At 61.1% G+C, this 13,251-nt stretch carries 13 protein-coding genes; 5 read left to right on the forward strand and 8 right to left on the reverse strand.

All coding sequences use genetic code 11. From position 1 onward, the window contains the following. Nucleotides 1–74: 74 nt before the first annotated feature. Nucleotides 75–1,397 carry a putative porin gene (locus ACTJK9_RS14325; protein ID WP_085611584.1) on the reverse strand — a complete coding sequence of 441 codons (1,323 nt, stop codon included), beginning with the start codon at nt 1,395–1,397 and terminating at the stop codon, nt 75–77. 283 nt (nt 1,398–1,680) lie between these two features. Here ACTJK9_RS14325 and ACTJK9_RS14330 point away from each other — a divergent pair, with 283 nt between their 5' ends. Next, nucleotides 1,681–2,805 (forward strand): GNAT family N-acetyltransferase, encoded by a 1,125-nt coding sequence (locus ACTJK9_RS14330; RefSeq protein ID WP_440814482.1) that lies wholly within the window; start codon nt 1,681–1,683, stop codon nt 2,803–2,805. Between the two features lie 15 nt (nt 2,806–2,820). Here the strand turns inward: ACTJK9_RS14330 and aqpZ are convergent, their stop codons facing one another. From aqpZ to ACTJK9_RS14355, 5 genes are all read right to left on the reverse strand, one after another. Continuing rightward, nucleotides 2,821–3,516: an aquaporin Z gene (gene aqpZ / locus ACTJK9_RS14335; RefSeq protein ID WP_039772593.1), complete on the reverse strand. Its 696-nt coding sequence runs from the start codon at nt 3,514–3,516 to the stop codon at nt 2,821–2,823. A 223-nt stretch (nt 3,517–3,739) separates the two neighbouring features. Next, complete coding sequence (locus ACTJK9_RS14340; RefSeq protein WP_085611581.1) at nt 3,740–5,572, reverse strand: ABC transporter ATP-binding protein; 1,833 nt, start codon at nt 5,570–5,572, stop codon at nt 3,740–3,742. A gap of 88 nt (nt 5,573–5,660) precedes the next feature. Continuing rightward, on the reverse strand, nt 5,661–6,224 hold the full coding sequence (locus ACTJK9_RS14345; protein WP_011332958.1) for a peptidylprolyl isomerase A: 564 nt from the start codon (nt 6,222–6,224) through the stop codon (nt 5,661–5,663). A gap of 3 nt (nt 6,225–6,227) precedes the next feature. Then, nucleotides 6,228–7,031, reverse strand: coding sequence for an alpha/beta fold hydrolase (locus ACTJK9_RS14350; RefSeq protein WP_440814485.1), 804 nt, complete (start codon nt 7,029–7,031; stop codon nt 6,228–6,230). Between the two features lie 14 nt (nt 7,032–7,045). Beyond that, entirely contained in the window at nt 7,046–7,969 is a 924-nt protein-coding gene (locus tag ACTJK9_RS14355) for a LysR family transcriptional regulator (protein WP_011332960.1), read from the reverse strand. Between the two features lie 49 nt (nt 7,970–8,018). On the opposite strand from ACTJK9_RS14355, the gene ACTJK9_RS14360 reads away from it, so the two are divergent. From ACTJK9_RS14360 to ACTJK9_RS14370, 3 genes are all read left to right on the forward strand, one after another. Next, nucleotides 8,019–8,333 (forward strand): hypothetical protein, encoded by a 315-nt coding sequence (locus ACTJK9_RS14360; RefSeq protein WP_011332961.1) that lies wholly within the window; start codon nt 8,019–8,021, stop codon nt 8,331–8,333. A gap of 159 nt (nt 8,334–8,492) precedes the next feature. Beyond that, nucleotides 8,493–9,092: an FMN-dependent NADH-azoreductase gene (locus ACTJK9_RS14365; protein ID WP_221398942.1), complete on the forward strand. Its 600-nt coding sequence runs from the start codon at nt 8,493–8,495 to the stop codon at nt 9,090–9,092. A 212-nt stretch (nt 9,093–9,304) separates the two neighbouring features. Continuing rightward, nucleotides 9,305–10,186 carry a carboxylate/amino acid/amine transporter gene (locus ACTJK9_RS14370; RefSeq protein WP_085611579.1) on the forward strand — a complete coding sequence of 294 codons (882 nt, stop codon included), beginning with the start codon at nt 9,305–9,307 and terminating at the stop codon, nt 10,184–10,186. On the opposite strand, the gene ACTJK9_RS14375 is transcribed toward ACTJK9_RS14370, so the two are convergent. Then, complete coding sequence (locus ACTJK9_RS14375) at nt 10,131–11,036, reverse strand: LysR family transcriptional regulator (protein ID WP_007956547.1); 906 nt, start codon at nt 11,034–11,036, stop codon at nt 10,131–10,133. The genes ACTJK9_RS14370 and ACTJK9_RS14375 overlap by 56 nt on opposite strands. Nucleotides 11,037–11,205: 169 nt before the next feature. On the opposite strand from ACTJK9_RS14375, the gene ACTJK9_RS14380 reads away from it, so the two are divergent. After that, complete coding sequence (locus ACTJK9_RS14380; protein WP_007956548.1) at nt 11,206–11,847, forward strand: hydrolase; 642 nt, start codon at nt 11,206–11,208, stop codon at nt 11,845–11,847. Nucleotides 11,848–11,912: 65 nt separating this feature from the next. Here ACTJK9_RS14380 and ACTJK9_RS14385 read toward each other — a convergent pair whose 3' ends face one another. Continuing rightward, complete coding sequence (locus tag ACTJK9_RS14385; protein WP_440814489.1) at nt 11,913–13,211, reverse strand: mechanosensitive ion channel family protein; 1,299 nt, start codon at nt 13,209–13,211, stop codon at nt 11,913–11,915. Nucleotides 13,212–13,251: the final 40 nt, after the last annotated feature.

Genomic DNA, 13,251 nt, shown 5'->3' on the forward strand with positions numbered 1-13,251 from the left:
GCCAGTCTGTTGAAGCCTCTTCAAACGATGGAACCGGATGTAAACCCATCGTTTGAAGTCTGTTGCCGGGTTGCTTAGAACTTCGCTTCCGCGTCCAGCTGCAGGGTGTTGGTGTCTGCATCACGCTGGGTACGGCTGGAGAAGTCGGCCTTGGTCAGGAAGTAAGTCGCACCAATGGCGAAGTTTTTGTCGATGTCGTAGCCGACCTTGAACTTGTGGCCACGGGAACCGGTGGTGCCGTTGGCGAAGTCCGAATCGGTGAAGGCGCCGACCACAGCGTTACGCTGCACGTCACGATAGTTGTAGTCGAGGTTCAGGCCGAAGACCTTCGACTTGGCACCTACCAGCCACGCGGTGTCCTGATCGGTCACTGCATCGTTGTTCTTCACGTACTGACCGTAGAACGACAGCGGCATTGGCAGGCCGCCGATGTCGACCTGGCTGAAGCCTTCGTACAGACGGAATTCGTTGTCGGCCGAGTTGCCGTTGACGGCCAGGGCGCACGGCGTGGAGGTGCCGGTGCAACGGCTGTCTTCGTCGTTCTGGTAGGCGTAGACGCTGCCGCCCAGGGTCAGTTTCAGGTTGTCGGTGATGGCGAAGCGGCTGCCCAATTGGCCGGCGGTCAGGCGCAGGTCGTGACGGAACTGCACGCCGTCGCCATCGACGTTGTCCTTGAGGTTGTAGTTACCCAGGCTGCCGAACAGTTCGACGCTGCTGCCCAATGGATACTTGTAGGTAACGGCCAGACCTTCCGGGTTGATGTCGCTGTCCCAGATCACGTCGCCCATGCTCACCCACGGTTGCAGCATCTTGCCGCCGATGATGTGCAGGTTCTTGATCTGGTCCGGGTGGTAGTCGATGTAGCCCAGGTCGAGCCAGATCTGCTTCTTGTCGAAGTAGTTGTCCTGGTCCTGGTTGGTCGAACGGGCGTCGTCGCCACCGCCGGTGGCGATACGGATGCCGGTGTCGACTTGCGGGTTGATCTCGGTGTACGCACCCAGACGGGCACGGATGCGCTGGCGATCCTTGTCGCGGCCGCCGTTGTTCGGCTCGCCGTCGATCTTGATGGTTTCCTGACGGATACGCACGTCACCCTTGAACTGGGTCTTGGCGGCCCAGGCCAGTTTCTGGTCGAAACTGGTGAGCTCGTTGGTTTTCTTCGCGGTCGCCGCGATTTGCTCGTTGGTCTCTTGCTGCGCTTGTTGCGCGATCTGCTGGGCCTTCTGATCCTTGGCCAGTTCAGTTTGCAGTTCAACGTACTGCGCCTGGGAAATAGAACCGTTAGCCTTGAGCATGTCGAGCAGTTTGGCGTCGACTGCGGCACTGGCCGGAACACTCATGGCCAGCAACAAGCCACCGCACAGGGCCGCCGCAGTTTTCGTGGAAGCAAGACGCATAGCAATCTCCGAAGATGAAAAGGGGATGGCTGAACCATCCTGGGCACAACCGACGGTTTGACGGTCGGAAAACAGTGTCCGGGGTAGAACCCGGCGCTCTAAAAACAGGCGCCAGTATCGCGATGGTTTATGACAGAGCAGTGGCACGATGATGGCAGGTTGATGACGATACAAAACTGCCGTGAACTATTGATTTAGAGCGCTGTCGCGTAATCGGACGTGGGCAACGCCCCGCCGATCAGCGATACTCGCCGGGCGTTCACGCCCGAAAGTGGAGAGGAAAATGCCGCTGCAACGTCTGCATAAACTGTCGGAAATTTCAGCGTCCGACTGGGATGTTCTGGTCCCGCAAAACCAGCCGTTTCTGCGCCACGCTTTCCTGGCTTCGCTGGAGGACAGCGGCAGCGTCGGCCCGCACACCGGCTGGCAAGCGGAGCATTTGCTGCACGTCGAAGCGGGGCGCGTGATCGCCGCGTTGCCCGGTTATCGCAAGTGGCACTCCTACGGGGAATACGTGTTCGATCACGGCTGGGCCGATGCCTGCGCCCGGGCCGGCATCGATTACTACCCCAAGTTCCTCAGCGCCGTGCCGTTCAGCCCGGTCAGCGGCCCACGGTTGTTGGCAGCGAATGTCGAAGATGGATTTGAACTGCTCAAGAGCCTGCCGGGGTATCTGGAAATCGAAGAGCTCTCCAGTGCTCACATCAACTTCACCGACGCGTTCACTGATGCCGCCATGGCCGAGCAGCCGGGCTGGCTGCAACGCATCGGCTGTCAGTACCACTGGCAGAATCGCGGCTACCGCGACTTTCAGGACTTCCTCGACGTGCTCGCCTCACGCAAGCGCAAGCAGATGCGCAAGGAGCGCGAACAAGTGGCGGGACAGGGCTTCGAGTTCGAATGGCTGGAAGGCCGCGAACTGGACGAGGCGCAGTGGGATTTCGTCTATGCCTGTTACGCCAATACATACGCGGTGCGTCGGCAGGCGCCGTATCTGACCCGGGAATTCTTCAGCCTGCTGGCCGAGCGCATGCCGGAATCGATTCGCGTGGTACTGGCCCGGCAGGGCTCACGGCCGGTGGCGATGGCGTTCAGCCTGGTGGGCGGCGACAGCTTTTACGGGCGTTATTGGGGATGCCTGGCCGAGTTCGACCGGCTGCACTTCGAGACCTGTTTCTATCAGGGGATGGATTATGCGATTGCCCAGGGCATTCAGCGTTTCGATGCCGGTGCCCAGGGCGAGCACAAGCTGATTCGCGGCTTCGAACCGGTGATCACCCATTCCTGGCATTACCTGCGTCATCCCGGTTTGAAAGCCGCGGTCAAAGACTTCCTGCACCAGGAGCGCGCCGGTGTACTGGCTTATGCGGAAGAGGCGAGGAGCGCCTTGCCTTATCGGCAAGTCTGATCCTCGCCGACTCCCTCAGCTGTCTTCCTTGCCCAGCCAGCGATAGAGCACGCCGCCGACCACCGCACCCAGCAACGGCGCGACCCAGAACATCCACAACTGTGCGATGGCCCAGCCGCCGACCATCAGCGCCGGGCCGGTGCTGCGGGCCGGGTTGACCGAGGTGTTGGTCACCGGAATCGAGATCAGGTGGATCAGCGTCAGGGCCAGGCCAATGGCGATCGGTGCCAGTCCCGCCGGAGCGCGTTTGTCGGTGGCGCCGAGGATGATCACCACGAACATGGCGGTCATCACCAGCTCGGTGACGAAGCCGGCGGCCATCGAATATTTGCCCGGCGAGTGTTCGCCATAACCGTTGGAGGCCAGGCCCGCGGCGATGTCGAATCCTTCCTTGCCGCTAGCGATGTGGTAGAGCAGTGCCGCTGCCAGAATCCCGCCGATCACCTGGGCGATGACGTAGGCAGGCAGTTCCTTGGCCGGGAACCGACCGCCGACGACCAGACCGACCGACACGGCCGGGTTGAGGTGACAGCCGCTGATGTGGCCTATGGCAAACGCCATCGTCAGCACCGTCAGACCAAACGCCAGGGCGACCCCCAGCACGCCGATTCCCAAGGGTGAAGACGCGGCAATTACGGCACTGCCGCAACCGCCCAACACTAACCAGAACGTACCCAACAACTCAGTGACTGAACGTTTGAACAGAGACATGAGAGTGTCCTTGATAGACGTACTATCGAGACTGGATCGAGTGGTGCTTCCTTGCAGATTTACGACAGGTTCCGTTCCGGAGCCTTGGGTCAGTACAGCAGGGTTCATGCGAATTTCCAGCAGGCGATAAAAAACCGCCAGAGCCCGTAGTTAAAGGGCTGTGGCGGTTTTATCTCACATTGATCATTCCCACGCTCCGCGTGGGAACGATCAGAAGCGCGGTTCAATCGATGCCGACAAACCCTCCGGTCTGGTGCGCCCACAACCGCGCATACAACCCGCCATGGGCCAGCAGTTCGGCATGGTTGCCGCTTTCGGCGATCTTGCCGTTCTCCAGCACCACTAGCCGGTCCATCCGGGCAATGGTCGAGAGGCGGTGGGCGATGGCGATCACGGTCTTGCCCTGCATCAGGGTTTCCAGGCTTTCCTGAATCGCCGCTTCCACTTCAGAGTCCAGCGCCGAGGTCGCTTCGTCCATGATCAGGATCGGCGCGTCCTTGAGCAGCACCCGCGCAATGGCGATCCGCTGACGCTGACCGCCGGACAGTTTCACCCCGCGTTCGCCGACATGGGCGTCGAATCCGGTGCGTCCTTCGGCGTCCGACAGCAGCGGAATGAACTCATCGGCGCGGGCCTTGCGCACCGCTTCCCAGAGCTCGGCGTCGGTGGCGTCGGGCTTGCCGTACAGCAAGTTGTCGCGGATCGAGCGGTGCAGCAGCGAGGTGTCCTGGGTGATCATGCCGATCCGCGCACGCAGGCTTTCCTGGCCGACTTCGGCGATGTCCTGGCCGTCGATCAGGATCCGCCCACCCTCGACGTCGTACAGGCGCAACAGCAGGTTGACCAGGGTCGACTTGCCGGCGCCGGACGGGCCGATCAGACCGATCTTCTCGCCGGGTTTGATGGTCAGGTTGAGGTCGCCGATGATGCCTTTCTTCTTGCCGTAGTGAAAATCGACGTGCTCGAAACGCACTTCGCCACGGGCCACGGCCAGCGGTTTGGCCTGCTCCCGGTCGGTGACGCTGACCGGTTGCGAGATGGTCTGCAGACCATCCTGGACCATGCCGATGTTTTCGAAGATGCCGGTGACCACCCACATGATCCAGCCGGACATGTTGACGATGCGGATCACCAGGCCGGTTGCCAGGGCGATCGCGCCGACGCTGATCAGCGATTGCGTCCACAGCCACAGCGCCAGCGCGGTGGTGCCGACGATCAGCAGGCCGTTCATGGTGGTAATGACCACGTCCATGCTGGTGACCACGCGACCGGCCAACTGGGCTTTTTCGGTCTGTTCCTGAATCGCCTCGCGGGCGTAGTGCTGTTCGAAGTTGGTGTGGGCGAACAGCTTCAGGGTGGCGATGTTGGTGTAGCCGTCGACGATCCGGCCCATCAGTTTCGAGCGCGCGTCGGAGGCTTCCACCGAGCGGTCCTTGACCCGTGGCACGAAGTAATAGAGCGCGCCGATGTAGGCGGCGATCCACGTCAGCAGCGGGATCATCAGACGCCAGTCGGCCTCGGCGAACAGCACCAGCGAACTGATCGCGTAGATCAGCACGTGCCACAGCGCATCCACCGCTTGCACGGCGGAATCGCGCAGCGAGTTGCCGGTCTGCATGATGCGCTGGGCAATGCGCCCGGCGAAGTCGTTCTGGAAGAAATTCAGGCTCTGCTTGAGCACGTAACTGTGGTTCTGCCAGCGGATCAGGCTGGTCATGCTCGGGCTCAGGGTCTGGTGCACCAGCATGTCGTGCAGCGCCAGGAACAGCGGGCGCAGCAGTAACGCTACCACCGCCATCCACGCCAGTTCGACGCCGTGCACCTTGAAGAAGTCGACGTTCGGCGTGCCCTGGGCGAGGTCGATGATGCGGCTCAGGTAGCTGAACAGGGCCACTTCGATCAACGCGCCGAACAGGCCGACGATCAGCAGGGCGACGAAACTCGGCCAGACCTGCTTCAGGTAATAGGTATAGAAGGGCAGAACGCGGTCCGGCGGAGACGCCGTCGGGGCGTCGCGGAATATGTCGATCAGTTGTTCGAAACGGCGATAGAGCATCAGATAACCGCCCGGAGCACGGGCTCTCCTTTTATCAGTGTGAGCGGCGTGACATCAGGTCAGCGCCGCTCGATATGCCCTGTATAGCTTAGTCGATGCGCTTGGCCGACTTGATGATCACAGGGTCGACCGGCACGTTTTGCATGCCCTGTTTGGTGGTGGTCTGGGAGTTGACGATGATGTCGACCACGTCCATGCCCTTGACCACTTTGGCGAACACCGCGTAACCGGCGTCACGGCCCGGATCGAGGAAGGCGTTGTCGGCGACGTTGATGAAGAACTGGCTGGTGGCCGAATCCGGGTTGGAAGTACGTGCCATCGACAGGGTGCCACGAACGTTATGCAGACCGTTGCTGGCTTCGTTCTTGATCGGCGCCTTGGTGTCTTTTTGTTGCATCTGCTGGGTGAAGCCGCCGCCCTGGGCCATGAAACCCGGGATCACGCGGTGAAAAATCGTGTTGTTGTAAAAGCCGCTGTCGACGTACTCGAGGAAATTCTTGGTACTGATCGGCGCCTTGACCGGGTCCAGCTCGATTTCGATCTGGCCGTTGGTGGTGTCCAGCAGCACGTGCGGCGCTTTTGCCGGCGTGGCAGCCATCAGGTTGGCGGCGAACAGCACGGTGCCGGCGGCGAGGGCGAGTTTTTTCAGCATGGGTCAGTGATCCTGAGGGTGATTATCGGCTGTGGCGAGGAACTCCAGCAGCGTTTGATTGAAGCGTTCGGGCTGATCGAGCGGGGTGGCGTGGCGCGAATCGGCGATCACCACCAGCCGCGCATCGGGCAGCAGTCTGACATAGGTTTCTTTCAACGAAACGGGGGTGTAGTCCCGGTCGGCGCTGACGACGAGGGTTGGACAGGTGACCCGGGAAAGTCGTTCCTGGACCCCCCAGCCAACAATCGCATCGAAGCTGGCGAGATAAGCACGTTTGTCGTTTTTTGCCCAGCGCTCTGCCATCTTCTGACGCAAATCGGCTTGCTCCGGTTTGGGGAACAGCTTGGCGCCAAGGGCCTTGCCGATGGTGGCGAGGCTGAGCACACGCATCAGGCTCCAGCGCTTGAACCACTGCCAGTAATCGTCGCGGCTGCGCACCTTGACCTCGGGCGCGCTGTTGACGATGGTCAGGCTCTTGAGCATCCGCGGCTGATCGACGGCGAGCTGAAAGCCGATCATGCCGCCCATGGACAGCCCGGCGTAGTGCACCGGGCCGAGTTTCAAATGCTCGATCAGGGCGACGATGTCAGCGCTGAAGCCGGCGATGCTGTAGCGCTCGCGGGGCTTGTCGGAGCGGCCGTGACCGCGCACGTCCGGGACGATCACCCGGTAGTGCGCAGCCAGGGCGGGAATCTGCATTTCCCAGTCCAGGGTGCTGGAGCCCAGACCGTGAACCAGCAGCAACGGATCGCCGTGGCCATATTCCTCGTAGTGCAGGTTGCAACCTTCATGCTCGAAATACGCCATCGGTGAACTCCGTGTCAGGCTTGTTCGGGGGCGGCGAACGGTGCGTCCAGCGGCAGGGTGTCGAAGGTGCGCAGCAGTTCGATGAGGATTTGCGTGGCTGGGCCCAAGGGTTTGTCCTTGTTCGAATAGAGATAGAAACTGGAGTTGCGGTTGCCGCCTCTGTCCAACGGTAGCAGCTTGAGTGAGCCGTCTTTTAGCTCCCGCTCGATCATGTGGCGTGGAAGCCAGGCGAATCCCAGGCCACTGCTGACGAACGTCGCAGCCGTGGCGAGACTGCCGACGGTCCAGCGCTGCTCGGCGCCGAGCCAGCCGACGTCCCGAGGTTGCTGGCGGCCGGAGTCGCGGATGACCACTTGCATCTGGGTTTCCAGGTCCTGAAAGCTCAGCTCGCGGTTGAGCCGATGCAGCGCATGATCAGGATGGGCGACGGCGACAAATTCGACATCACTCAATTCCGCGCCAAGGTAACCGGGAATGCTCAGCCCGGTGATGGCCAGATCGGCCACGCCTTCGAGCAGCACTTCTTCGACGCCCGACAGTACTTCCTCACGCAGACGCACCCGGCAGCCACGGCTCTGCGGCATGAACGCGGTCAACGCGCGCACGATACGGGCGCTGGGGTAGGCGGCGTCCACCACCAGCCGCACTTCGGCTTCCCAGCCCTGCTCCATGTGATGGGCGAGGTCTTCCAGTTGACTGGCCTGTTTCACCAGTTGTCGCGAGCGGCGCAGCAACACGCCGCCGGCTTCGGTCAGCACAGCCTTGCGGCCGTCGATGCGCAACAGCGGCACGCCGAGCTGATCCTGCATGCGGGCGACGGTGTAGCTCACCGACGATTGCGAGCGGTGCAGGGCCTCGGCGGCCTGGGCGAATCCGCCGTGGTCGACCACGGCCTGCAACGTTCGCCATTGATCAAGGGTCACGCGGGGCGCTTTCATCAATAGCTCCTCTTGTCCTAAGCTGGCGGTCCCTCATGGAGACTGCCGAATGAAAAAATTCTGTTGTGTGTTGCTGGCGCTGCTTCCGCTGACTGCGTTCGCGTACCCGATCGATGTGGAGAAAGATCTCAACGGCCTGAAGATCGACTACAACGCGTTCGACACCGATAACGACATCGGCTCCATCCAGGTCAACAACTACGGCGACGTCGACGCAACCTGCAAGGTGGTATTCACCAACGGCCCGGAAGCGCCGCGCACCCGCAACATCGAAGTGGCCGCGGGCAAGCATAAAAACGCCACGGCCAAGTTCACCCGGACCATCATCAAGCTGCGCATCAAGCTGAGTTGCACCCCGAAATAGCGTCACGGGCCTGTGGGAGCGGGCTTCCACAGGCTAAGGCTTGCATCTAAACGAATTTTTCGATGCTTTGCAGCAATTATTTGCGCTTTTTCATCGATACGACACTGTTTAACCTTCACTCCATCGACTTACAACATTCTCGGATGGAGGCTACACAACATGTCCCGCGTTCTGATCATCGAAAGCAGCGCCCGCCAGCAAGACTCGGTTTCCCGTCAACTGACCCAGACCTTCATCAGTCAGTGGAAAGCGGCGCATCCGGCCGATCAGATCACCGTACGTGACCTCGCCGTGAATCCGGTGCCGCACCTGGACATCAACCTGCTGGGCGGCTGGATGAAATCCGCCGAGCAGCGCAACGACAGCGAGCAGGCCTCGCTGGACCGTTCCAACGAATTGACCGATGAATTGCTGGCTGCCGACGTGCTGGTGATGGCCGCGCCGATGTACAACTTCGCCATCCCGAGCACCCTGAAAGCCTGGCTCGACCACGTACTGCGTGCCGGCGTGACTTTCAAGTACACCGAAACCGGCCCGCAAGGTCTGCTCAACGGCAAACGTGCCTACGTGCTGACCGCTCGCGGCGGGATCTACGCCGGCGGCCCGGCGGATCATCAGGAACCGTACCTGCGTCAGGTGATGGGCTTCATCGGCATTAACGACGTGACCTTCATCCACGCCGAAGGCATGAACCTGGGCGGCGACTTCCAGGAGAAAGGCCTCAACCAGGCCAACGCCAAACTGTCCCAGGTCGCTTGATATGTTAATCGCCAGATAATCGCCGATTGTTCTAGTGACCTGGCGCAACCCCTTCAAGGCTCTACGCGCATCGAACCTCCCTTTGCACTTGTTGCTCCTGAGTGCTGTAGCCCGATTGAACGCTTTAGCGAGATCGGGCTTTTTTTTGCCCGGGATTTAGCGATGGCTGACAAAAAACGCTATCGTCGCCGCCATTCGAAATCGAGGCGAGCATGGGCTATCTACTTTTTGTCACGCTGATCCAGGCGTTTTCCTTCAGTCTGATCGGCGAATACCTGGCCGGTCATGTCGACAGCTACTTCGCGGTGCTGGTGCGGGTCGTGCTGGCCGGGCTGGTGTTTATCCCGCTGACCCGCTGGCGTTCGGTGGAACCGGCGTTCATGCGCGGCATGCTGCTGATCGGCGCGTTGCAGTTCGGCGTGACCTACGTCTGCCTGTATTTGAGCTTCCGCGTGCTGACAGTGCCGGAAGTGCTGCTGTTCACCATCCTCACGCCGTTGCATGTGACGCTGATCGAAGATGCGCTCAACCGACGCTTCAATCCGTGGGCGCTGATCGCCGCACTGGTGGCGGTCGCAGGCGCGGCGGTGATTCGCTATGACCGGATCAACCCGGACTTCTTCATGGGCTTTTTGCTGCTGCAACTGGCCAACTTCACCTACGCCGCCGGGCAGGTGCTGTACAAACATCTGGTGGCGAAACACCCGAGCGATCTGCCGCACTACCGGCGCTTCGGTTTCTTCTACCTCGGCGCGCTGGCAGTGGCGTTGCCGGCGTTCCTGCTGTTCGGTAAATCCAACTTCCTGCCCGAAGCGCCGCTGCAATGGGGCGTGCTGGTGTTCCTTGGTCTGGTCTCCACCGCACTCGGTTTGTACTGGTGGAACAAGGGCGCCTGCCTGGTCAACGGCGGCACCCTGGCGGTGATGAACAACCTGCACGTGCCGGTGGGGCTGCTGCTGAACCTGCTGATCTGGAATCAGCATGAAGAGCTCGGGCGGTTGTTCCTCGGTGGCAGCGTGATTCTGGCGGCGGTGTGGATCAGCCGGTTGGGGATTCGCAAGCCGGCGCCAGTTGCCCCACCAGAAACTCGATAAACGCCCGGGTCTTCTGCGGCACCCGTCGCGCCGACGAATACACCGCGTTGATGGTGATCGCCGGGGCTTGCCATTCGCACAGCACCGGCACCAGCCGCCCGGCCGCCAATGCCTCTTCGACGATGAAGTCCGGCAGCAGCGCAATGCCCATGCCGGCCTCGGCCGCTTGCGCCAGCAGGTCGCCGTTGTTGGCGTGCAGCGGCCCGGTCACGTTGACGCGCTGGGTCTCCTTGCCGTTGCACAGTTGCAGGCTGACACCGCTCTGCAGATAGCCGTAGTTCAAGCATTGATGTGAGCGCAGATCCTGCGGGGATTGCGGCGTGCCCGCGCGTTCGAGGTAAGCGGGGGAGGCGACCATGATTCGTGGGGCCGGCGCCAGTTGCCGGGCGATCATGGTCGAGTCGGGCAGGCTGGCGATGCGGATGGTCACGTCGAACCCGCCGCGCACCGGATCGACCTGCTGGTCGCTGAGCACCAGTTGCAGCTCGATGTTCGGGTGCTGCTCGTGGAACAGCGGAATCAGCTTGCCCAGCCGTCGCAGGCCGAACGACATCGGTGCGTTGACCCGCAACACCCCGCGCAATTCGCCCACCCCGTCCCGCGCTCGCTGCTCGGCCTCGTCCAGTGCCGCAATCACTTCCCGCGCCGCTTCGAAATATTCGGCACCGGCTTCGGTCAGGTGCAGGCTGCGGGTGGTGCGTTGCAGCAGCTGCACACCGATGGCTTCTTCCAACGCCTGAATCTGTTTGCTGACTTTCGAGCGGGGCACGTCCATGGCCCGGGCGGCGGCTGCAAAGCCGTTTTCGCCGACCGTCACCACGAACGCGCGCATGCATTCGATGCGATCCATGATTGTCCCTATTTTAGAATCAATGATTCTCGATTTTAGGGAATTGTCCCTTTATAGGCTAGCCCCTAAAGTGACATCCAAGCCGAGACAACAACGCCGCAGACGGCAAAACGCCTCGACTCACCAATACCTAATCGAAACTTTGAATCGACATCAAAAGGAACGCGCCATGTCTATCCGTGAACTGCTGAACCCAACCAACTCCGCCCTGATCCTGATCGACCACCAGCCGCAAATGGCTTTCGGCGTACAGTCGATCGACCGTCAGACCCTGAAGAACAACACCGTTGGCCTGGCCAAGGCTGCCAAGATCTTCAACGTGCCGACCATTTACACCTCGGTCGAAACCGAAAGCTTCAGCGGCTACATCTGGCCGGAATTGCTGGCAGTACACCCTGAGCAGAAACCGATCGAGCGCACCTCGATGAACTCCTGGGAAGACAAGGCGCTGGTTGACGCTGTGAAGGCCACCGGCCGCAAGAAACTGATCATCGCCGCGCTGTGGACCGAGGTTTGCCTGACCTTCCCGGCCCTGGAAGCCCTGGCTGAAGGCTACGAGGTGTACATCGTCACCGACGCGTCCGGCGGCACCACCAAAGAAGCCCACGACATGTCGGTACAGCGGATGATTCAGGCCGGCGCAGTACCGGTGACCTGGCAGCAAGTGCTGCTCGAGTACCAGCGTGACTGGGCGCACAAAGACACGTATCAGGCAGTGATGGACCTGGTGCTGGAACACAGCGGCGCGTACGGCATGGGCGTCGATTACGCCTACACCATGGTGCACAAGGCGCCGCAGCGGCAGGCCTGATAAATCGGCGGGACAAAAAAAGACGCAACCGGGGTTGCGTCTTTTTTTTGCGTTTGAAGAAAGCGTTACATCAGATGTTTTTCGGCTTCCGGAATATGGCTCGCGCCAAGGACTGCCGGCAATATTCCGGAACGCAGATCCCCGCCGCTCGGCTGCTGATACAGGCTCAACCCGAACTCCGGCAGCACCGCCAGCAGGTAATCGAAAATATCCCCCTGGATCCGCTCGTAATCGGCCCACACCGTGGTGGTGGTAAAGCAGTAGATTTCCAGCGGGATGCCCTGGGCGGTGGTCTGCATCTGGCGGACCATGCAGGTCATGTTCGGCTGGATCTCCGGGTGACTCTTCAAGTAAGCCAAGGCATAGGCGCGGAACGTGCCGATGTTGGTCATGCGCCGGCGGTTGGCCGACATCGCCGCGACGTTGCCCTGCGCCTCGTTCCAGGCCTTGAGCTCGGCTTTCTTGCGGCCCATGTAGGCGGTCAGCAGGTGCACCTGGGACAGTTTTTCTTCTTCGTCATCGCGGATGAACCGCACACCGCTGGCGTCGATGAACAGGCTGCGCTTGATCCGCCGCCCGCCGGACTGCTGCATGCCGCGCCAGTTTCTGAACGATTCGGACATCAGGCGCCAGGTCGGGATCGAGACGATGGTCTTGTCGAAATTCTGCACCTTGACCGTGTGCAGGGTGATGTCGACCACATCGCCATCGGCGCCGACCTGCGGCATTTCGATCCAGTCGCCGACCCGCAGCATGTCGTTGCTGGTCAGTTGCACGCTGGCGACGAACGACAGCAGGGTGTCCTTGTAGACCAACAGAATCACCGCCGACATCGCACCCAGACCCGACAGCAGCAACAGCGGCGAACGGTCGATCAGGGTGGCGACGATGATGATCGCGCCGAACACGTACAGCACCATTTTCGCCAGTTGCACATAACCCTTGATCGAGCGGGTGCGGGCGTGTTCGGTGCGGGCGTAGATGTCCAGCAGTGCGTTGAGCAGGGCGCTGACCGACAGCAGCAGGAACAGAATGGTGAACGCCAGGGCCACGTTGCCGAGGAACACCGTGGCGGTCTTGCTCAGTTCCGGCACCAGGTGCAGGCCGAACTGGATCACCAGCGATGGCGTCATCTGCGCCAGACGCTGAAACACCTTGTTATGGCGAAAGTCGTTGATCCAGTGCAACGCGGGCTGGCGACCGAGCATGCGGCTGGCATGCAGGATGAGGTAGCGCGCCACTCGTCCGAGGACCAGCGCGATCACCAACAACAGGAGCAGCGCCAGGCCGGCGTGCAGGAGCGGGTGCTGATCGAGGGCACCCCAGAGGTCTTGGGCGTTGAGCCAGAGCTGTTTGAAATCCATGAGCGAAACGATTCTTCTGTAAGACGCGACGGGCGATTAG

Source organism: Pseudomonas sp. 22082, assembly GCF_052046055.1.
Lineage (GTDB): Bacteria > Pseudomonadota > Gammaproteobacteria > Pseudomonadales > Pseudomonadaceae > Aquipseudomonas > Aquipseudomonas pharyngis.